This is a genomic window from Pseudochryseolinea flava, from assembly GCF_003286915.1.
Lineage (GTDB): Bacteria > Bacteroidota > Bacteroidia > Cytophagales > Cyclobacteriaceae > Ohtaekwangia > Ohtaekwangia flava.
The window spans coordinates 83,090-101,572 of the sequence record NZ_QMFY01000018.1; the positions used below are offsets into that span (position 1 = coordinate 83,090).

20 protein-coding genes are annotated in these 18,483 nt (G+C 43.7%); 9 read left to right on the forward strand and 11 right to left on the reverse strand.

From position 1 onward, the window contains the following. Positions 1 to 63: 63 nt before the first annotated feature. Genes porQ through DQQ10_RS24095 form a run of 4 tightly spaced genes read left to right on the forward strand, consistent with a single transcriptional unit; the run spans position 64 to position 4,153 of the window. The gene (gene porQ, locus DQQ10_RS24080; protein ID WP_165824100.1) at positions 64 to 1,071 is read left to right on the forward strand and encodes a type IX secretion system protein PorQ; all 1,008 of its coding nucleotides are present in this window, start codon (positions 64 to 66) and stop codon (positions 1,069 to 1,071) included. Beyond that, complete coding sequence (hslU, locus tag DQQ10_RS24085; RefSeq protein WP_112749497.1) at positions 1,068 to 2,468, forward strand: ATP-dependent protease ATPase subunit HslU; 1,401 nt, start codon at positions 1,068 to 1,070, stop codon at positions 2,466 to 2,468. The genes porQ and hslU overlap by 4 nt, the downstream gene beginning before the upstream one ends. Next, the gene (locus tag DQQ10_RS24090; RefSeq protein ID WP_112749498.1) at positions 2,468 to 3,523 is read left to right on the forward strand and encodes a DUF4421 family protein; all 1,056 of its coding nucleotides are present in this window, start codon (positions 2,468 to 2,470) and stop codon (positions 3,521 to 3,523) included. The genes hslU and DQQ10_RS24090 overlap by 1 nt, the downstream gene beginning before the upstream one ends. Before the next feature lie 45 nt (positions 3,524 to 3,568). After that, entirely contained in the window at positions 3,569 to 4,153 is a 585-nt protein-coding gene (locus DQQ10_RS24095; RefSeq protein WP_112749499.1) for a CHAP domain-containing protein, read from the forward strand. Positions 4,154 to 4,192: 39 nt separating this feature from the next. Here DQQ10_RS24095 and DQQ10_RS24100 read toward each other — a convergent pair whose 3' ends face one another. Together DQQ10_RS24100 and DQQ10_RS24110 are read right to left on the reverse strand one after the other, a co-directional pair. Beyond that, positions 4,193 to 4,522 (reverse strand): hypothetical protein, encoded by a 330-nt coding sequence (locus tag DQQ10_RS24100; protein WP_112749500.1) that lies wholly within the window; start codon positions 4,520 to 4,522, stop codon positions 4,193 to 4,195. Between the two features lie 304 nt (positions 4,523 to 4,826). Next, positions 4,827 to 5,330, reverse strand: coding sequence for a SixA phosphatase family protein (locus DQQ10_RS24110; protein WP_112749531.1), 504 nt, complete (start codon positions 5,328 to 5,330; stop codon positions 4,827 to 4,829). 44 nt (positions 5,331 to 5,374) lie between these two features. Here DQQ10_RS24110 and DQQ10_RS24115 point away from each other — a divergent pair, with 44 nt between their 5' ends. After that, complete coding sequence (locus DQQ10_RS24115; RefSeq protein ID WP_112749502.1) at positions 5,375 to 6,298, forward strand: lysophospholipid acyltransferase family protein; 924 nt, start codon at positions 5,375 to 5,377, stop codon at positions 6,296 to 6,298. A 116-nt stretch (positions 6,299 to 6,414) separates the two neighbouring features. On the opposite strand, the gene DQQ10_RS24120 is transcribed toward DQQ10_RS24115, so the two are convergent. Continuing rightward, positions 6,415 to 6,915 carry a dihydrofolate reductase gene (locus DQQ10_RS24120; protein ID WP_112749503.1) on the reverse strand — a complete coding sequence of 167 codons (501 nt, stop codon included), beginning with the start codon at positions 6,913 to 6,915 and terminating at the stop codon, positions 6,415 to 6,417. 4 nt (positions 6,916 to 6,919) lie between these two features. Continuing rightward, complete coding sequence (fmt, locus tag DQQ10_RS24125; protein ID WP_221409784.1) at positions 6,920 to 7,852, reverse strand: methionyl-tRNA formyltransferase; 933 nt, start codon at positions 7,850 to 7,852, stop codon at positions 6,920 to 6,922. A 212-nt stretch (positions 7,853 to 8,064) separates the two neighbouring features. Here fmt and DQQ10_RS24130 point away from each other — a divergent pair, with 212 nt between their 5' ends. Both DQQ10_RS24130 and DQQ10_RS24135 read left to right on the forward strand, forming a co-directional pair. Next, the gene (locus DQQ10_RS24130; RefSeq protein WP_112749505.1) at positions 8,065 to 8,463 is read left to right on the forward strand and encodes a hypothetical protein; all 399 of its coding nucleotides are present in this window, start codon (positions 8,065 to 8,067) and stop codon (positions 8,461 to 8,463) included. Between the two features lie 69 nt (positions 8,464 to 8,532). Further along, positions 8,533 to 8,829 (forward strand): DUF3817 domain-containing protein, encoded by a 297-nt coding sequence (locus DQQ10_RS24135; RefSeq protein WP_112749506.1) that lies wholly within the window; start codon positions 8,533 to 8,535, stop codon positions 8,827 to 8,829. 164 nt (positions 8,830 to 8,993) lie between these two features. Here DQQ10_RS24135 and DQQ10_RS24140 read toward each other — a convergent pair whose 3' ends face one another. After that, the gene (locus tag DQQ10_RS24140) at positions 8,994 to 9,338 is read right to left on the reverse strand and encodes a hypothetical protein (RefSeq protein ID WP_112749507.1); all 345 of its coding nucleotides are present in this window, start codon (positions 9,336 to 9,338) and stop codon (positions 8,994 to 8,996) included. 192 nt (positions 9,339 to 9,530) lie between these two features. Between DQQ10_RS24140 and DQQ10_RS24145 the strand changes: the two genes are divergently transcribed. Further along, positions 9,531 to 10,958 (forward strand): APC family permease, encoded by a 1,428-nt coding sequence (locus DQQ10_RS24145; RefSeq protein ID WP_112749508.1) that lies wholly within the window; start codon positions 9,531 to 9,533, stop codon positions 10,956 to 10,958. Positions 10,959 to 11,074: 116 nt separating this feature from the next. Here DQQ10_RS24145 and DQQ10_RS24150 read toward each other — a convergent pair whose 3' ends face one another. The 6 genes from DQQ10_RS24150 to DQQ10_RS24175 form a co-directional block, all read right to left on the reverse strand. Beyond that, a complete protein-coding gene (locus tag DQQ10_RS24150) occupies positions 11,075 to 11,968 on the reverse strand; it encodes an SDR family oxidoreductase (protein ID WP_112749532.1) in 894 nt (297 codons plus the stop codon). A 144-nt stretch (positions 11,969 to 12,112) separates the two neighbouring features. After that, entirely contained in the window at positions 12,113 to 12,982 is an 870-nt protein-coding gene (locus DQQ10_RS24155) for a peptidylprolyl isomerase (protein WP_112749509.1), read from the reverse strand. A gap of 44 nt (positions 12,983 to 13,026) precedes the next feature. Beyond that, the gene (gene hemC, locus DQQ10_RS24160) at positions 13,027 to 13,962 is read right to left on the reverse strand and encodes a hydroxymethylbilane synthase (RefSeq protein ID WP_112749510.1); all 936 of its coding nucleotides are present in this window, start codon (positions 13,960 to 13,962) and stop codon (positions 13,027 to 13,029) included. A gap of 14 nt (positions 13,963 to 13,976) precedes the next feature. Further along, entirely contained in the window at positions 13,977 to 15,104 is a 1,128-nt protein-coding gene (locus DQQ10_RS24165) for a DNA polymerase III subunit (RefSeq protein ID WP_112749511.1), read from the reverse strand. Positions 15,105 to 15,110: 6 nt separating this feature from the next. Further along, the gene (locus tag DQQ10_RS24170) at positions 15,111 to 16,283 is read right to left on the reverse strand and encodes a GlmU family protein (RefSeq protein WP_112749512.1); all 1,173 of its coding nucleotides are present in this window, start codon (positions 16,281 to 16,283) and stop codon (positions 15,111 to 15,113) included. A 120-nt stretch (positions 16,284 to 16,403) separates the two neighbouring features. Continuing rightward, positions 16,404 to 16,652 carry a type B 50S ribosomal protein L31 gene (locus tag DQQ10_RS24175; RefSeq protein ID WP_112749533.1) on the reverse strand — a complete coding sequence of 83 codons (249 nt, stop codon included), beginning with the start codon at positions 16,650 to 16,652 and terminating at the stop codon, positions 16,404 to 16,406. A gap of 127 nt (positions 16,653 to 16,779) precedes the next feature. Here DQQ10_RS24175 and DQQ10_RS24180 point away from each other — a divergent pair, with 127 nt between their 5' ends. Then, positions 16,780 to 18,483: a hypothetical protein gene (locus tag DQQ10_RS24180; protein WP_112749513.1), complete on the forward strand. Its 1,704-nt coding sequence runs from the start codon at positions 16,780 to 16,782 to the stop codon at positions 18,481 to 18,483.

Sequence of the window (18,483 nt, forward strand, 5' to 3'; positions counted from 1 at the left end):
AATCCAGACCTGTCTGTCGTTGCAGAGAGGTTGTTTTCAGAAATAACAGCAAAATTGCTTACTGTGCGGAAGACTTTATTTTTTGTATTGCTTCAATTGGGATCGCTCACAGTCTTCGCGCAAATCGGCGGACAAAAGTCTTTTGAGTTCCTGAATGTTCCAAATCATGGACGTCTCGCCGGACTCGGCGGTGTGAACGTATCACATCGCGACAAAGATCTCAACTTGCTTTTTTCAAATCCATCGTTAGCGGGCGACACGTTAGCGGGTATAGGTACAGCGAGCTACATGTTTTATGTAGCCGACGTTGGTGAGGCTACCTTTGCATACGCACATCGTTTTCGTAAAATAGGAATGCTCTCTTTCGGTGTACAACATCTTGGGTATGGCACGATAACAAGCTACGATGCGACCGGCGTTGAACTTGGCGATTTTAAATCTTCGGAGACAGCCCTTGTCATAAGCAAGTCACATCTTGTATCATCATTTCGATTAGGCGCCAATTTGAAAATGGTTTTCTCCAACATTGCGGGCTACCGGGCAAGTGGAGTATTGTTTGACCTCGGTGGATGTTTCATTCATCCTCACAAAGATTTGACTGTCGGGTTAGTGATTAAAAATTTCGGATTTGTATCGTCGGATTACACTGCGCAGGACCGCCCTTCGCTTCCATTCGACGTTCAGATAGGGACAACGTTTAAGCCTGAACACATGCCGATACGATTCTCATTAACGGCCTATAATTTGGACGAGGATGATGTTACATATTACAATGCTTCATCGGATATGGACAAACCGCGTGCATTGGATAAAGTACTGCGACGTTTTAACTTTGGCGCCGAGATTTTAATACATCGAAAATTCAACGTCCTCCTGGGGTATAACTATTTAGTGCATCAAGAGTTAAAGCTTGAGAACGGTGGAGGTATCGCGGGTGTGACATTCGGATTTTCTCTGCAGATAAAATCGTTCGACTTCGTTTTTAGTCGCAATGGCTATGTCGTTGGGAACGCAGGGTATGGGTTTACCCTGTCGAAAAATATTGATAGCATAATCAAAAGAAAGTTATGATGGACGCAAAATACCTCACGCCACAACAGATCGTGGCTGAACTCGATAAATATATTATAGGTCAACATGAAGCCAAGCGAAATGTAGCTATAGCATTGCGAAATCGCTGGCGCAGAATGAATACGAAGTCGGACATTCAAGGTGAAATTGTGCCGAACAACATCTTAATGATTGGTGCGACGGGTGTTGGTAAAACGGAGATTGCGCGCCGATTAGCACGCATCGCTGATGCTCCTTTTGTAAAGGTAGAAGCTTCGAAATTTACGGAAGTTGGTTACGTTGGGCGCGATGTTGAAAGTATGGTACGCGATCTCGTTGAACAGTCTGTCAACCTTGTGAAGGCGCGTAAAAAAGAAGAAGTGAAAGAGAAAGCGGCGCAAGCTGTCGAAGATATCATCCTTGATGCGCTTATCCCTCCCGTTAAACAACATTCGAGACCTACTGGCTTTTCGCAGAATGAAAACAACAGCCAAGATCCACCGGAAAATGATGTTGAGTTAAATGAGCGTACGCGATCACATTTTCGTGAAAAAATCAGGAGAGGTGAGCTTGATGATCGAAAGATTGAGATCAATATTAAAGGTGGCAGTGGATCAAACGTCGGAATGGTTGGCGCCGGCATGATGGATGAAGTGTCGATGATGAACCTGCAGGAGATGCTCAACGGTATGATGCCCAAGAAGAGTAAGAAACGGAAGGTCACTGTTGAGGAAGCACGCCGAATTCTTTTAGAAGAAGAAGCTGCGAAGTTGATCGATATGGACGAAGTGAAGGACGAAGCTATTCGACGCGCCGAGGATGCCGGAATAATCTTTATCGATGAGATTGATAAGATTGCTTCCGGCGCACGTAAAGGTGGTGGAGGTCCTGACGTGAGTCGTGAAGGTGTTCAACGTGACTTATTGCCAATCGTAGAAGGGAGTACCGTCAATACAAAGCACGGCATCATCAAGACGGATCATGTGCTGTTTATTGCAGCGGGAGCTTTTCATATCTCAAAACCGTCTGATCTGATTCCGGAATTGCAAGGACGTTTTCCGATACGCGTGGAGCTTAACAATTTGACGCGTGAAGACTTCATTAGCATTTTAAAAGAACCAAAAAACGCTTTGACGAAACAGTATCAAGCTTTGTTTGAAGCGGAAGGCGTGGAAATTAATTTTACAAGCGATGCATTGGATGAGATTGCCCAAACTGCTTTCACCATCAATGCAGAAGTGGAGAATATCGGCGCAAGAAGATTACAAACGGTTATGAGTCGTTTGTTAAATGAATTCTTATTCGATGTTCCAGATAAGATTGGGCCAAACGCAAGAATAGTTGTGAATGCAGAAATGGTGAAGGAGAAATTGAATGGCCTGGTGAAAAACAGAGATTTGAGCGAGTTTATCCTTTGATGAAGAAAGTACTAATTATACTTTTCGTTTTTTTCTACACGGCTTTATCGGCGCAAGACGATATTGTTGTGACGAAGTATCCAAGAAGTGCTGGAGACTCGCTAAGGGCGAATTACATCAAACCCTTTCCTGATCATTTTTTTTTATGGCCCGTAATCAAACAGCGTAAACTGGCTTTTGAACTAGAACGCATTACCGATGGCGATCGCAGAGTAGCTTTTGAATCCAATAAACCTTATAGTTTCGGTGTTGGGTTATACGTATTTGAGCTCGCACTTGAGCTTGCGTTTGCTGTACCGTTGGATGAACAAAGTAAATACATTTATGGCGAGTCGTCGGCACGGGACATTCAGTTGAACGTGCTGGGAAAAAAATGGGGAAGCGATTTATATTATCAAAAGTACAGCGGTTTTTATATTAACGATGGCGCGCGAAAGGTTGCTTCTGGTACGCCATTTCCTCAGCGCCCAGATATTACCACGAGAAATTATGGCGTATCGATCAACTATACGTTTAACTACAACAAGTTCTCGTTTCGGTCGGCATACAACTACATTGAGCGTCAACTACGAAGCTCGGGATCGTTCTTACTGGTGAGTTCTTTGAATAGTTTTCGTGCCGCGGCGGATTCGGCATTGTTGGGACAAACATATCAATCGGAGTTCGGCATCGATTCAAAAATCAAATCAATTCAAGTTACCTCACTCAGCTTAGCACCAGGATATACTTACAGTCTGATTTATAAAGGTTTTTTTCTCAACGGAGCCTTGGCTGTAGGGCCGTCGCATAATTGGATTACGTACACCCCCGACGATGCAAAACCGAAGCACGATATCAGGTTTAACGCTTACGTTTCTGCGCGAATCGGTCTTGGCTATAACGGAGATTATATTTTCGGTGGTATAAGTTTCATGAGCCAGGCCAATACGGCAAAATTCGAAACCGCGCGATTGAGCAGTGCCAATAACCTGTTTAAAATTCTGATCGGTTACAGGTTCAGGGAATTCGGTGTGCTGAAGAAAAGAGTGTGGGACATTCCGAAACATTTGTTTTAGCTATCCGTGTTTGTGAAAAACAGCACTTCGTAGCGAAATATAATCATGAAGAAGATCGTCATCATCGCAATACTTACACTTGCTATTGTGGGGCTGTACTTCGTGCCCTGGAGAAAAGCGCAAGTGCTCGCAACATTACGTGTGGGAGATCCCGTCGACAGCCTTCATGGTGTAGTGGTTTATTACAATGGCGACGTTTCGAATGTCGGGGAAAGGAATCTATCAAGTGATGGCTATAATCTCGGCATCAAATATCAATGCGTTGAATTTGTGAAGCGTTACTACTATCAACATCTTCAGCACAAGATGCCTGATAGTTATGGGAATGCAAAAGATTTTTTTGATCAATCGCTTGATGACGGAACGTCAAATGTGCGTCGCGATTTAACGCAATACAGAAACAGAAGTAAATCAAAGCCTCAGGAAAATGATCTTTTAGTTTACTCGGCAACTAGCGGCAACCCGTACGGACATGTTTCGATCATTGCAAGCATCGACGACGATGAAATTGAAATCATACAGCAGAATCCAGGTGCTTTCGGGAAGTCACGTGCACGATTCAAATTAATACATGAAGATGGAAAATGGTGGATTGACAACGATCGGATATTAGGTTGGCTCAGAAAGTAGTAGCGTTGTTGCCGTAGTACAAATTGTGCCAAGAGGAGTTTACACCCGAAGTCGTATTGTAAATACTTTGGCGAGTTCATCTTCTTCGCCAATCACGCAGTAGGTAAGTACAAGCCCATTATCGTCAAGATGTTCAATTTCATAGAACGCATTATTGTCAAATTGAATGATATGCGTTTTGTTCCGAATAGAAAAGTAGGGAACATCCTGCTTAAATGAATTCCCGGTAGGACGTAGCTGAATATTTCTCAGGTCGAAGATTTTTTCAGAAGAATCGTCAAGATCCCAATAACCTCTTAGGTGGAAGTCGAAGGACTCAATACGCCAATTTTTCTGCAATCGATTTAAAATGCTTTGATCCGTTGTCATAAGTCGTAAATTGAAAGGATGGGCGGAAGGGTAAGAGAAGTTACAAAAAATGTATCATAGTTGAAAACGTGCTTTACGGACTTCGCACAATTGTTTAACGAAGCATTTATCGTGAGGTCTAATGCTAGCCGTAAGCAGATTTTGTGAAAGTAGCGCGACTTTCCCTGTCGATAATTGTACAACGCCGGTGAATACAGCGTCGGTGTCAAGTTCATCGCAATACGCATCGTTGCGTCTGTAGGTATGATGAATTTGCATGACATCCTACCGCGACTGTTCTAAAAAATAATCCTGTGTACTACGATTAGTCATCCAATCGTTTCGGGTAATCGAAGAACACCATCGTTCCTTTACCCCACGATAGTTCCTTCCAAGAGTCGATCTTTAACTGAAAAGCAGCAACACCGCAGGTTGGAATATTGTCAATGTCAAACTCTTTGTCTTGAAGTGAGTTTACAAAATTTGTTAGCCCTGGGTTGTGGCCAAAAAGCATTACGCTGTTGTGTTTGTCTTTCAGGTTTCGGATCACATCGAGGATAACGTCTTCCTCGGCATGGTATAGCTTGCGTTCTTCTTTGATGTCGTCCTTTTTGTATTGAAGTGCTTTGGCGATGCGTCGGGCAGTAGCTCGCGCGCGTTTCGCAGGGCTGGTGATCATCAACGTGGGGAGAATGCCCTTTTCCTTCAGGCGTTTGCCCATGCGCGGGGCATCGCGTTTTCCGCGTTCATTCAGAGGGCGGTCAAAGTCATCCGCGAGCGGGTCGCTCCAGCTGGATTTGGCGTGGCGAACGATATACAGTGTTTTCACGTTGAAATTTACTTCCAATTAATTAAAAGTTATCTTCGCGATTCATGGGAAGTGTTAAAAAATTTAGGAGAAAAGTCAGGTATGCTATCGTGTACCGTTTTGTGCAGTTTCTCATCTTCATTTCACAAATCACGCCTAGGGTGCTTTGGCTTCGATTCTGCGGCTTCCTCGGCAGACTGGCCTACCTGTTTGCCAGTCAAACAAGAAGGCTCACACAGCGCCATCTAATCTTTGCTTTCGGAAATGAGAAAAGTGAAGCGGACATTAAACGCTTGTCTAAAAAATCATTTGAAATGCTTGGCAAAAATGCAGGGGAAATCTTACGTGCCTCACGCATTAAAACCATCGATCAATTGGAACAGTTTTTAGTCGTTGATGGCTTTGAGAATTTTGAAGCCGCTAACAAGAAGAACAAAGGCGTGATCTTCTTAACCTGTCACCTCGGTGCGTTTGATTTACAAGTGACCACAATGGCCATGCGTGGCCTTAACCCCAACATCATCGGAACACCGTTGAAAGACGAACGCTTGAATAAGTTACTCTGGGACTATCGCAATGGACATGGCGCCATCGCCATCGAACGCGGGCGTGAGACTTTTCGCATGATCAAGATTTTGAAATCAGGAGGCTCAGTGGCATTACTGATCGATCAAGATACCAAAGTAAAAAGCCGTTTTGTAAATTTTTTCGGGAAGCCAGCCGCCACTCCTGTCGGCGCTACAGTCCTCGCATTGAAAACCGGAGCCGCGATCGTGCCAACATACGTTCATCTCGGAAGTGATTGGAAACAACACATGCATATTCTTCCGGAGATCCCCATGCATATCACAGGAGATGACGAAGTAGATATGGTCTACAACACGCAAGTGCTCACAACATTTATTGAAGATGTAATTCGCAAACACCCCGAGCAATGGGTATGGATGCATGAGCGATGGAAGACCCAACCAGGTGAAGAAGTCGCCTAGTCGAAAGTTATCGGTTATCGGTTATCGGTTATCTGTTATCGGTTATCCGTGAACCGTGAACCGTGAACTGTTATCTGTGAACTGTCATCCGTGACCCGTGAACTAACTGTTATCCATTAACACTTTTCATAAACAACAAAATCAAAAGCATACTTATGTTTTTCATCTGTTGGGTGATGTCTTCTTGATATTTCCTTCCATTGTGAATGATCAACAGGTGGGAAAAATGTATCACCGTCCACCGTCGCTTTGATTTCCGTTAGATAAAGACGATCCGCGTACGAAAGACTTTGTCGATAGATTTCGGCTCCCCCGATAATGAAGGTCTCGTGCTCGTTGGCTTTTCGAGCGATGTCAATGCCTGCTTCGATACTGTTTACAACGGTACAGCCAGGCGCAGTAAAATTATGCTGTCGCGTAACGACAATATTTTCACGGTTGGCTAAAGGGCGAAACTTTGCTGGAATAGAATCATAGTTTTTTCTTCCCATGATGCAGTGATGACCTTTCGTGGTTTCCATGAAATATTTCATGTCATCGGGAAGTTGCCAAGGTAAATCGTTATTCTTTCCTATCGTACGATTCTCAGCCAGCGCGGCGATCAGTGATATTTTCATAGTGTTAGTTCGTCGTGTTAAGTTTGTTCCCTCTGAAGAAGTCTTGAATACTCATACGCTTCTTTCCCTCAGGTTGAAGTTCGTCGATTTGAATCCAACCGTCTGAAGTTTTTACCAAGAGTTGTGTTTTGTCGTCACTCCACCATTCACCAGGTTTTCTATTCTGATCTTGTTTCGATGCAACAGAAGTTTTAAAGATCTTAAACGTCTTTCCTGCTAAAGTGCACCATGCCGACGGATAGGGACTAAGACCGCGAACGAAGTTTACAACGTCAACAGCAGATTGATCCCACTTGATCTCGCACGTTTCTTTGAAAATTTTGGGTGCATGTTTGATTTCTTCGCTCATGGATTGCGGTACAGAAGGATACGTTCCTGCTTGGATTGCTTCAACGGTTTTTAACACCAGTCGTGATCCTTTTTGCATCAGCCTTTCGTAGAGGGTTCCAACACTATCGTCGTCGGCGATGGTTTCTTTTTCTTGGAAGATTATACTTCCTGTGTCAATCTCGTGTTGTAAAAAGAAGGTCGTTACGCCTGTTTCCTTTTCGCCATTGATGATGGCCCAATTGATCGGCGCAGCACCGCGATATTGAGGAAGGAGTGAGGCGTGTAGGTTGAAGGTGCCAAGACTCGGCATGTTCCATACGATCTCTGGAAGCATCCTGAAGGCAACAACGATTTGCAAATTAGCTTGATAGCTTTTTAGCGCTTCAATGAATTCCGGGCTTTTTAGATTTGTGGGCTGAAGCACCGGGATGTTGTGCTTTAAGGCCGCATCTTTCACGGGTGAATAAACAATCTTCTGCCCACGACCTTGGGGTTTATCGGGTGCGGTAATCACAGCGACTACATTGAATTGGTTTTCGACCAACACTTCAAGACTAGGCACCGCAAACTCCGGAGTACCCATAAAAATTATACGCAATTCATTCATAAGCACCGCAAAATTAAGCTTAAAGCAGAGAGTTGAAAGCCACCTTTGGACGCGTAGCAAGGATTATTGATTCTCCAGGCAACGTCGGAGCTCAAAGTGCCTTTAAAACGCCAGTTTACCACCACACCGATAACTGATAACCAATAAACCGATAACAAAAAAATGTGGCCTTAAACTTGCAATTACCCTTGTAGAACCCAATAACTACGATTATGAAAAAGGTTTTGCTTGCGGTACTTGTCATTACATTAATGGCTTCATGTGATGTTTATTATGTCGAGCCTCGTTATGATCATCGCGACCAGATTACTGGCTACTACGACGTTGAAGACTACAGTAGAACGTATGATGAATTTCACTACTATGGCGTCACGATTACAAAAGTGGGATCGTATGGTTCGTCAGAGATAATGCTGCGTGATTTGTATGCCGATGGTATTGAAGTGTACGCATATTACAATGGAAATTCGATTGATATACCGTTTCAAATTGTGGATGGATATGAGATCGAAGGTAGCGGAAGTTTGAGTCATGGGGTGTTAGACCTCCACTACCGTGCGAAGGATCGTCACATTGGTGTAAACGATTTCTGTGAGTTGTTTAGCGAATGATAATCTTTCAACAATCAGTGTATCATAACAAGTCCGGTAATATCTTTGCCGGACTTTATTTTTAATACGATGACAAATCTTTTAAATACATCGCTTGGACGTTTGCGTGTTGTTGCATTTTTGGAGGGAATGTCGTTTTTGATTTTGTTAGGCATTGCCATGCCATTGAAATATTATGCGAACATGCCAGGTGCTGTGCGTGTTGTAGGAATGGCCCACGGCGTGCTTTTTATTGCATACATAGTCTTCTTGTATTTGGTATGGGATGAACACCGCTGGCCGTCCTGGAAAGCATTACTCGCGTTTATTGCATCCCTCGTTCCGTTCGGAACATTTTATGCCGATAAGAAATGGTTTAGAAGTTGAAAGTAAAAAGTTAAAGTTTTTTAGTTTAGAACTGCCTGGACGATATCACTCGCTGATAAGCACCTTAAACCTTAAACTTTTAACTTTTAACTTTTATTTGATCGAAAGCAAATACGCTTTCAGTTCCGGTTCATTCGTAAACTGAACCACTTCGAAATCGTCGGCTACTTTGGTTGATTTATTCTTGATGTTTCCTGCCGATACTTTCGATGTATTTCCGATGCGTCCAGGAATTGAGCATGGTACAGCTTCTTACCATTGAGATGTTTGAACATGCCGGGCAGTAGATTTTTGACAACCCAATCTTGTGCACCCAGACTAATGATTCCCATCTTCCGAATGTCGGCGACAAATTTTTGAGTTTTAAGTTTTAGAAAAGCATCGAGCACAGCCTGGTTAACGGCAATGAACTGTGCATCATTCGGAACCTTATTCGTATACTCCAAGAATAGCGTGTCGAGCTGTTGGTCATAGTAGACCCGTGCAAAGTTGTTTTTGAGGAATTCCATAATCCGGTAGCGTTGTCTTTGGGGTAGTAAGATAATTGTAAAATGTGAACCATTAAACGAGAGGGGGTATTCAAAGTGTTGCGACTTTATGTGTTTTTATTGTATCATCCGTCACGAAAAACCTGAACCGTGAACACTTGAGCACTTGAACACTTTTTCACTATCTTACCCGCTTAAATTAACCTAACCTACATGAGCGAAACGAAATTTAAACCAGTCCTTGGTCTCTGGGATGCAACGATGATCGTTGCGGGGTCCATGATTGGTTCTGGGATTTTTATAGTTAGTGCAGACATCACCCGAAACGTTGGAAGTGCCGGATGGCTTGTGGGTGTCTGGTTGATCACTGGATTTATGACCATGGTTGCCGCCGTAAGTTATGGCGAGTTAAGTGGTATGTTTCCCAAGGCTGGTGGTCAATATGTTTATCTTAAAGAAGCATTCAATCCGCTCGTCGGATTCTTGTACGGCTGGAGTTTCTTCGCAGTAATTCAAACAGCAACCATTGCTGCGGTAGGTGTAGCATTTGCCAGATTTTCTGCATATCTCTTCCCATGGATGAGTGAAAGCAACATCCTGCTACCGTTGGGCTTCATCGATATTTCTGCGGCGCAGGTCACGGCCATTATTATGATCATTTTCCTCACCTGGGTGAACACGCGTGGTGTGAAAGAAGGTAAACTCATTCAGTCAACATTTACAGCGTCGAAGCTTATCGCTGTATTTGGCTTAATTGTTTTCGGATTTCTGCTCGTCAAACAAAACTACTGGTCTGCAAATTGGCAAACTGGTTTTGGTGCCATGCAAGATCTGGGCGTTGGCAATAACGGTGTGACGCCAACAGGATGGAAGGAGATTGGTGGTATCGCGTTGCTCGGTGCGATTGCAGCCGCCATGACCGGCTCGTTGTTCAGTAGCGATGCTTGGAACAATGTAACGTTCATCGCGGGTGAGATTAAGAATCCACAACGCAATATTGGGCTAAGCCTCTTCTTAGGTACACTCATCGTAACGGTACTTTACGTAACTGCTAACTTGATGTATTTGTATGTTCTTCCGTTGGATGGCATCGCATATCCGAATGCAGACCGACTCGCGATTGCCGCAGCGAATCAGATATTCGGCCCTGCGGGACAGACCGTGATCGCCGTGTTGATCATGGTTTCGACGTTTGGTTGTAATAATGGATTGATCCTCGCAGGCGCGCGCGTTTATTATACGATGGCGCAAGATGGCTTATTCTTTAAAAAGGCCGGAGAACTAAATAAAAACGCTGTACCACAGTGGGCATTATGGGCACAATGTGTAGTGGCATGTCTCTTGTGTTTAAGCGGACGATATGGCGATTTGTTGGATATGATTTCATTCGTCGTGGTGATCTTCTACGCACTCACCATTGCCGGTATTTTTATCCTGCGCAAAACAAGACCTGATGTGCCGCGTCCATACAAAGCCTTTGGTTATCCTGTGCTTCCAGCACTTTACATTGTGATGGGATTAACTTTCTGTGTGCTCTTAATCTGGCAGAAGCCAGTTTTCAGTGGCGCAGGACTATTAATCGTACTCATCGGAATTCCACTATACTACATCGCGTTGAAAAAGCAGAAAGCAGAAAGCTAAAAGCCCGATCGAGTAAAAAACAAAGGCTCAGCATTGCTGAGCCTTTGTTTTTATCAACTTTCAACTTTCAACTTTCAACTTTCAACTTTCTGCTTTTTGCTTTTTGCTTTAAGCTTTTAGCGTATCTGCTCCGCCAGCACACCAATTCCTTCCTGAAATGAATGCGGTTCGTACCCAAGATCTTTCTTAGCCTTATCGATAATAAATCCTGTCTTCGCCGGTCGACGTGCAGGTTGTTTGAACTTTGAAGAATCTGTTGCTTGGATTAAAGACTTGTCGAGGTTAAAATAGTCGGCAGTAGCAATCGCTATGTCGTAGGGTGTTAGGAAATCTTTTCCCGAGATATGGTAGATACCCTTTGCTTTTTTAATAGCAGCAAGATAACAGCCCATGGCGAGATCTTCTGCAAGCGTAGGTGTTCTCCATTGATCGTTTACAACTTGAATGGTCTTGCCTTGTTCTAAACTATTCTTTACCCATAACACGATGTTCGAGCGACTCATATCATTGGTGATGCCATAGACAAGCACAGTGCGAAGTATGGACCAACTTGCATGACTACGCATGATGAGTTGCTCTGCAGCGAGTTTACTTTCGCCGTAGTAGTTGACGGGGTTTGGTTTTTCTTCTTCATCCAACGGGCCGTGACTGCCATCAAAAATAAAATCGGTAGATACATGCACCAGGTGAGTGTTGTGTTGAATGCAGGCATCTGTTATGTATTGTGTAGCATCAACATTTGTTTTCCAGCAGGCTTCACGATCCGTCTCACATTGATCCACTTGTGTCATCGCGGCTCCATGAATGACCACATCAGGTTTAACACGTGAGAAAATTTCATCCACTGCATGCTTGTCTGAAACGTCCAGCGAAATGAATTGTCCATTGGTAATGTCCAAATGAGATTTCCCTCTTGCAGTAGCAATAAGTTCAACGTTTTTATCCTGTTGAAGCAACACCGAAAGTTTTTGTCCTAACAAACCATTTGAACCCGTTACAAGAATTTTCATTGTTATAATTTTTATCACATTCGCGGCATCCTTAGATGCAAATGAAATGCCTGAGAATATTTTCTCAGGCATTATATATTTTAAATTAAACTTTAGCGCTTTAAGCGCCGCGAAGCGCGCCGTCTTCGACTTTCTGCTTTAAGCTTATTTCTTCGGTGCAGGTTCTACTTTGTAGCCGTATAACTTTTCGATTTCGCTTACAGAAACTTCTTCAACAGAAACAGTCATGCGTACATCTTTCACAGGACGGTCAGAGCGATCTTTCTGAACTTTGGCAATCTTGTCGATCACATCGAGTCCTTTAATTACTTTTCCAAACACCGTGTATTGGTCGTCGAGTTGAGGTGTACCACCGACGGAGCCGTAAGCTTTCTCTTTTTCTGGTGATATGTCTCGCTCCGCTTTAATGCCGGTTTCCTTTTCAGCAATTACTTTGATGTCCATGAGACATTTTTCATATCCTTCACGATCATTTTTCTGTGCGAAGCCCATCAGTGAATCGCGGTATGTACTGTTCGCTGGATTGTTAAAGAACGTACCCATCATTTCGTTAAACTTAATGGGATCGATCTTCAACTGTGCCGTGTTTACAGGGCCACCTTGAACGATGTAGAATTGACTTCCGCTGGATGCTTTGCTTGGATTCATGTTATCGCCAAGACGTGCTGCCGAGAGTGCCCCCTTTTCATGAAAATACTTAGCATTAATTTCTGCCGGAACGGTATACCCAGGTCCACCTTGTCCGAGCATCTTTCCTGCTGGAGCATTCTTAGAATCGGGGTCGCCACCTTGAATCATAAAGCCGTCTATTACGCGGTGAAAGAGCAAGCTATCGTAGAAATGTTCTTTCGCAAGCTTGAGGAAGTTTGCTTTGTGAAGCGGTGTTTCATTATAGAGGATCGCCACCATGTCTCCGTATTCGGTCTTGATGGTTACGACGTAGTCTTTGTCTTGTGCGCAGCTGGTCATGAGTAAACTAATTGATAAAAGCGTTATGGATAATATTCGTTTCATAAATCTGAAGTATAACAGGCAAAGTTAATGATTTGTTCGATGTGCTATTGCAACGCCATTTTATGACGAATCTCTTGCAAAATCTCTCTTCCGCCCGATTGCAATACATCGTGTCCTACCGATTCTCCCAATGCCTTGATATCATTTAAGGAAGATGATTTTTTAATTTTAACAACACGTTGTCCATCTAACGAAATAATGCCAGCCTTCAGTGTGATCAGATTCTCTTCGTAATGCGCGTAGCCGAAAGCTGGAATGCTGCAACCACCCTGTAGTGTTTTCAGAAAAGCCCGCTCTGCACGAACACAGTTTTCTGTTTCTTCGTGATTCACCCAACGGCGAATTACTTCTTTCTTTTCAAATGCAAGTTTCTTGTGGCACTCAATGGCAATGCTTCCTTGTCCAACAGCCGGAACAAAATAACTGGTCGGGATTTTCTCAACAATCAAATTATCAAATCCCATGCGGTGTACGCCGGCATATGCGAGTAATAGTGCATCGCACTCACCGGATTCTAATTTTGCGATACGGGTTTGCAGATTGCCGCGTATCGATACCGTTGTGAGTTGCGGATAGAAGTGTTTCACAAAGGCAACACGTCTCGTAGCCGAGGTTCCGATGCGAAGTCGATCATGCGTAAGATCAACACCACCGCGGCGACTCAATACCACGTCGTTAACAGGCTCTCTTTCTGTGAAGGCGATAAGTTCCAACTCTTCTGGTAGTGTTGAAGAGAGATCTTTCGCGCTGTGCACGGCGATGTCGATCGACCCATCTAAAAGCATGGCTTCAATTTCTTCGGTGAATACACCCTTGCTTCCAATCTTGGCTATACTTACGTCCAGGATCTTGTCGCCTTTCGTTTCCATCGGAACAAGTTCTGTTCGGTAGCCGGAAGGTTTGATTAATTCGGCAATGTGCTCGGCCTGCCAAAGGGCAAGCTTGCTAGCGCGTGTTCCGATGCGAATAACTTTGTTCATGCAGCAAGAGTTTTTCAATTGGTTGTTAACGCTCTGGATAATTTTAATGACAGATCTAGGAAGATCATTTTGGCACTACCATTTCGTTCGAGATGGTACGACGCGTCGTTCATCAGCGTGAAAGACTTTTCTGCTTTCGATACCGTCATCACTTTGCTAAAGTCTTGAACGAATCGGAGTTCTTCTCCGCGTGTTCTATTGATGGTATTAGCGCCTGATAAGTGCAGCAATGTCTCTCGAATCATGTTCATGGCATAACTCAGCATATTGCGTTGGCTCAACTTATCCAATGCATGATACTCATCGGCGAAGTTTACCAACACGATGTATTTCTTTCCAAAGCACGCGCGCATCCATTCGATGAATCGCTGTGTATTGTTATCGTCGGGTTTTTCAAGTAGCCTAAGCGCGAGGTTTAAGTTTCCATCGGCAAGCTGTGCTACCTTTCCTGCACGTTCTTCTTCAACGCCATGCTTTTTGATCAACAACGATTCTATTTCCTTGTCTTCCAGTAGCGGTACCGTTACAATTTGCGTCCTTGAGATGATCGTCGGCAACAATCGTTCCGATGCGTTTGAAACGAGAATGAAATAGGTAAGCGGAGGAGGCTCTTCCAAAATCTTGAGAATACCATTTGCAGCGGAGGGGTGCATCAGCTCAGGCTGCCAGATAATCATCACTTTATACTTGCTTTCAAATGATTTTAAAGCGAGTGTTTTAATAATTTCTCTGCTTCCTTCGCGTGAGATAGCAGCAGCTTTGTCTTCACCGCCGTAGTAGTTCGTCCAATCGTCGAGGTTTCCGAAGGGTTGCTCTGTTAAGAAAGCGCGCCACGATTTGGTGATCTCTGCTTTAAAACGTTCTTCATCTTTGTCATTCTTTACATTGCTGAGCGGAAAAACAAAGTGTGTGTCGGGGTGGATGAACTTTGCATTTTTATAACACGCTGCACACGTTCCGCAGGCATCGTGCTCCCCTTTATTTTCGCAATGAAGATAATTTGCATAGGCGAGGGCCATTGGAAGGTTTAGCGATCCTTCAACCCCTAAAAATAACTGTGCATGTGCCGTGTGATTGCTGGCGACTGCCTCGGTGAGCAGTGTTTTTACGTCATCAAGACCTGGAACGTCAGAAAACTTCATCTGTGCTTATGGCTTTTCTCGAAGTGTTGCTGTAGTAGCAAACACATGTTTTAATATATCAAGTTCAATCGTATCCAAAGGTATATTTCTTCTTTCCAACACACGGGTAACGGTTTCCATAGCTTTATCAAACTTGTAAGTTTCAGCACCTTCAAAACCTCCCCACGTAAACGATGGTATGTAGTTTTTTGGAAAACCTTCGCCGAACACATTGGAAGAAACATCGACAACTGTTCCTGTATTGAACATGGTGTTGATCGAACATTTACTGTGATCACCCATCATCAACCCGCAGAACTGAAGTCCGGTGTTAACATAGCCTTTTTCGGCGTGACTCCATAGCTTCACGAAGTCATAATTATTTTTCAAGTTAGAAGTATTTGAATCGGCGCCAAGATTACACCATTCACCGATCACAGAACAGCCCAAAAATCCGTCGTGTGCTTTGTTGCTGTAACCGAAAATTACTGACGCGCTTACTTCCCCACCAACTTTTGAAAACGGGCCAACGGTAACATCACCACGAAGTTTTGCGCCCATGTTTACGTGACCACCTTCACACAACGCAAAGGCACCACGAATCATCGCGCCCTCTTGAACGGTAGTGTTTTTGCCGAGGTATATCGGTCCATTTTCTGCATTCAAAATCGCCGCCCGAAGCGTTACACCTTCTTCCAAAAAGATATTTTGTTGCCCGTACACGACGGTATGTCGATCTTCTATTTTTGCGGAAACCCTGCCAGCAGTAATCAACGCGAAGTCAATTCGAAGTTGGCTGCCATTCTGGTTATAAATTTTCCACGTTTTATCGATCACCGTAAGATCGTGTGGATAGGTGATTGTGTTGCCATCGTTCATATCGCCTTGTGGTTGACGTGCGGCAATCAGCAAGCTGCCCTTAACGAGGAAATATCCCGGAGGAAGTGTTTTGATGAAATCGACAAGCTTCTGGTCGGGGCAAATCGCACCGTTGATCAGCGTGTTGTCTGCGGTCGTAACGAGGGTGAATTTCTTTTGGAGATAGTCTTCCGTTTTAAAGGATGGTTTGTGGCCGAGCCACTTTTCCCATTTTTCGGCGATTGTTAAAATACCGACTCGGATCTTTGAAACCGGCCGCGTGTAAGTGAAGGGGAGAAGGTCCTGGCGGATAACCGGATCATCGAATAAGATTACATTCATTGGCCAAAAATAAAGCGTGAATGATAAACCTGGTGTGTGTTGTGTGTTTTTATTATTCCAATAAAAAAGCCCTCCTGAAGTAATCGGGAAGGCTTTTCTCTCCAAAAAGAAGAAGAATATTTATGCTTTCTTCTGATACTTGTTTTTGAATTTTTCTACGCGGCCAGCTGTATCCATGAACAACTTTTTACCAGTGTAGAAAGGGTGTGAAGCAGAACTTACCTCGACCTTAATGACAGGGTATTCTTTACCATCTTCCCACTTAATAGTCTCCTTTGGTGACTGGGTAGAACGGCTTAAAAACTTCGTGTCGCTGGATGTATCCCAGAAAATCACGTCTTTGTATTCAGGATGAATGCCTTTTTTCATATCAATTTTCGCTTTTTCCCTATAAAGGACTGCAAAGATACGCACCAGTCTATTATTTCCAAGAACCAGTTTCTCAAAAATATTAAAAACCACCAGGATACGCCCAAAAGCCGTATTTTGCGCCCTTATGCTTAAATCGATTGTTTCTGCACTGGTTCTCGTGCTGCTCTTAGCCGGAACTGTCGCTGCCCAAAGCAATTATGTCCCGTACAACGAGGACTATTATCACCTCATTGACCGCTATGAAGTAAAAACGGGCCAGATACTGCCGCACTTCTTTAGTACGGTGAAGCCCTACAAAAGACAAGATGTTGTCGCCTTCATGGACTCGATCAAAAGCCTCGATCTAATTCAATCGCTTGCCGATCAATTTAACTATGACTATGTTCAAAACGACAGCTGGGAATGGTCTTCCGCGGAAACCAGCGATTCGAAGAAACCTTTTCTAAAACACTTTTATCGCAAGAAAGCTGATTTGTATTCGGTGAACGATAAGTGGTTCGATTTGCATATCAATCCGGTGTTATATGTTGGTGCAGGAAAAGATTCGCGGGTTGATGATATGCTTTTTGTCAATACGCGTGGTGCAGAAGTGCGAGGTATGATCGATAAAAAAGTTGGTTTCTATACGACCCTTACCGACAATCAAATGATGATGCCCGAGTATGTACAAGATGAACTCGTGCGTACAGATGTCGTTCCTCATGAAGGTTTTTGGAAACAGTACAAAGAAGGGCGCGGTGTTGATTTTTTGCAGGCAAGAGGATATATCACGTTTGAAGCCACGCGTCATATCAACCTCCAGTTCGGACACGATCGTTTCTTTATCGGTAATGGATTACGCTCATTGGTATTTTCGGATAATGCACCACCGGCATGGTTCCTGAAAGGAAATGTGAAAATCTGGAAGTTGAATTATTTGTTCCTGGTAAATCAAATGACGGCGGATGTTCGATCCAATGGAGGCGGACTCATCGCATCAAATAGAGGATATCCTAATAAGTTCACGGCGCTCCATCACATCAGTTTAAACATCGGGAAGAAATTGAACATCGGCTTGTTTGAAGCTGTCATTTTTAGCGAAGACGATTCGACAGGCACCAATGCCATTCGATTGGATTACTTCAACCCGATCATCTTCTATCGTGCAATCGAACAACAGAATGGTAGTAGTGATAACGTTTTGCTGGGGTTCGACTTCAAATGGAATGCATTGCGTAAACTTTCATTCTATGGACAGTTCATGCTCGATGAATTTGTGCTGCGAGAAATCAAGGCAGGCAATGGCTGGTGGGCTAATAAATTCGGCATTCAGGCAGGAGCGAAGTATGTCGATGCTTTCGGTATTTCCAATCTTGATTTGCAAGGTGAGATTAACATCGTGCGACCTTACACCTACACGCATAATACGAACTATGGAAATTATACAAGTTATCGACAATCGATCGCGCACCCACTGGGTGCTAATTTTAAAGAGATCGTAGGTATCGTGCGTTATCAGCCTATTCCAAAATTAAACGTGATCGGAAAGTTGATCATGATGCAGACAGGGAGAGATTCTGTTGATGCAAAGAAAACGTACGGCGGAAATTTGCTGGTGCCGAACACCAACCGATACGACAATTACAATAACAAAATTGCACAAGGCATTTCGAACGATGTGTTATACGGATCGTTGACCGCCACCTTTCAATTTCGACACAACGTGTTTATTGAAGGCACAGTTGTAATACGCCGTAGTGAGAGCCCAGTAGCTGTATACAATAAAAACGCGTCTATTACGTCACTTGCTTTGCGCTGGAATATTGCGCGAAGACAGTATGAATTTTAA

Bases quoted from the DNA above. Each gene is read 5' to 3' on its own strand.
- DQQ10_RS24145 (WP_112749508.1), top strand. From the start codon at position 9,531: ATGAGCGAAACGAAATTTAAACCAGTCCTTGGTCTCTGGGATGCAACG.
- DQQ10_RS24115 (WP_112749502.1), top strand. From the start codon at position 5,375: ATGGGAAGTGTTAAAAAATTTAGGAGAAAAGTCAGGTATGCTATCGTG.
- hslU (WP_112749497.1), top strand. From the start codon at position 1,068: ATGATGGACGCAAAATACCTCACGCCACAACAGATCGTGGCTGAACTC.
- DQQ10_RS24100 (WP_112749500.1), bottom strand. From the start codon at position 4,522: ATGACAACGGATCAAAGCATTTTAAATCGATTGCAGAAAAATTGGCGT.
- DQQ10_RS24090 (WP_112749498.1), top strand. From the start codon at position 2,468: ATGAAGAAAGTACTAATTATACTTTTCGTTTTTTTCTACACGGCTTTA.
- DQQ10_RS24165 (WP_112749511.1), bottom strand. From the start codon at position 15,104: ATGAAGTTTTCTGACGTTCCAGGTCTTGATGACGTAAAAACACTGCTC.
- DQQ10_RS24095 (WP_112749499.1), top strand. From the start codon at position 3,569: ATGAAGAAGATCGTCATCATCGCAATACTTACACTTGCTATTGTGGGG.
- DQQ10_RS24130 (WP_112749505.1), top strand. From the start codon at position 8,065: ATGAAAAAGGTTTTGCTTGCGGTACTTGTCATTACATTAATGGCTTCA.
- DQQ10_RS24180 (WP_112749513.1), top strand. From the start codon at position 16,780: ATGCTTAAATCGATTGTTTCTGCACTGGTTCTCGTGCTGCTCTTAGCC.
- hemC (WP_112749510.1), bottom strand. From the start codon at position 13,962: ATGAACAAAGTTATTCGCATCGGAACACGCGCTAGCAAGCTTGCCCTT.
- DQQ10_RS24155 (WP_112749509.1), bottom strand. From the start codon at position 12,982: ATGAAACGAATATTATCCATAACGCTTTTATCAATTAGTTTACTCATG.
- DQQ10_RS24150 (WP_112749532.1), bottom strand. From the start codon at position 11,968: ATGAAAATTCTTGTAACGGGTTCAAATGGTTTGTTAGGACAAAAACTT.
- fmt (WP_221409784.1), bottom strand. From the start codon at position 7,852: ATGAATGAATTGCGTATAATTTTTATGGGTACTCCGGAGTTTGCGGTG.
- DQQ10_RS24140 (WP_112749507.1), bottom strand. From the start codon at position 9,338: ATGGAATTCCTCAAAAACAACTTTGCACGGGTCTACTATGACCAACAG.
- DQQ10_RS24120 (WP_112749503.1), bottom strand. From the start codon at position 6,915: ATGAAAATATCACTGATCGCCGCGCTGGCTGAGAATCGTACGATAGGA.
- DQQ10_RS24175 (WP_112749533.1), bottom strand. From the start codon at position 16,652: ATGAAAAAAGGCATTCATCCTGAATACAAAGACGTGATTTTCTGGGAT.
- DQQ10_RS24135 (WP_112749506.1), top strand. From the start codon at position 8,533: ATGACAAATCTTTTAAATACATCGCTTGGACGTTTGCGTGTTGTTGCA.
- DQQ10_RS24170 (WP_112749512.1), bottom strand. From the start codon at position 16,283: ATGAATGTAATCTTATTCGATGATCCGGTTATCCGCCAGGACCTTCTC.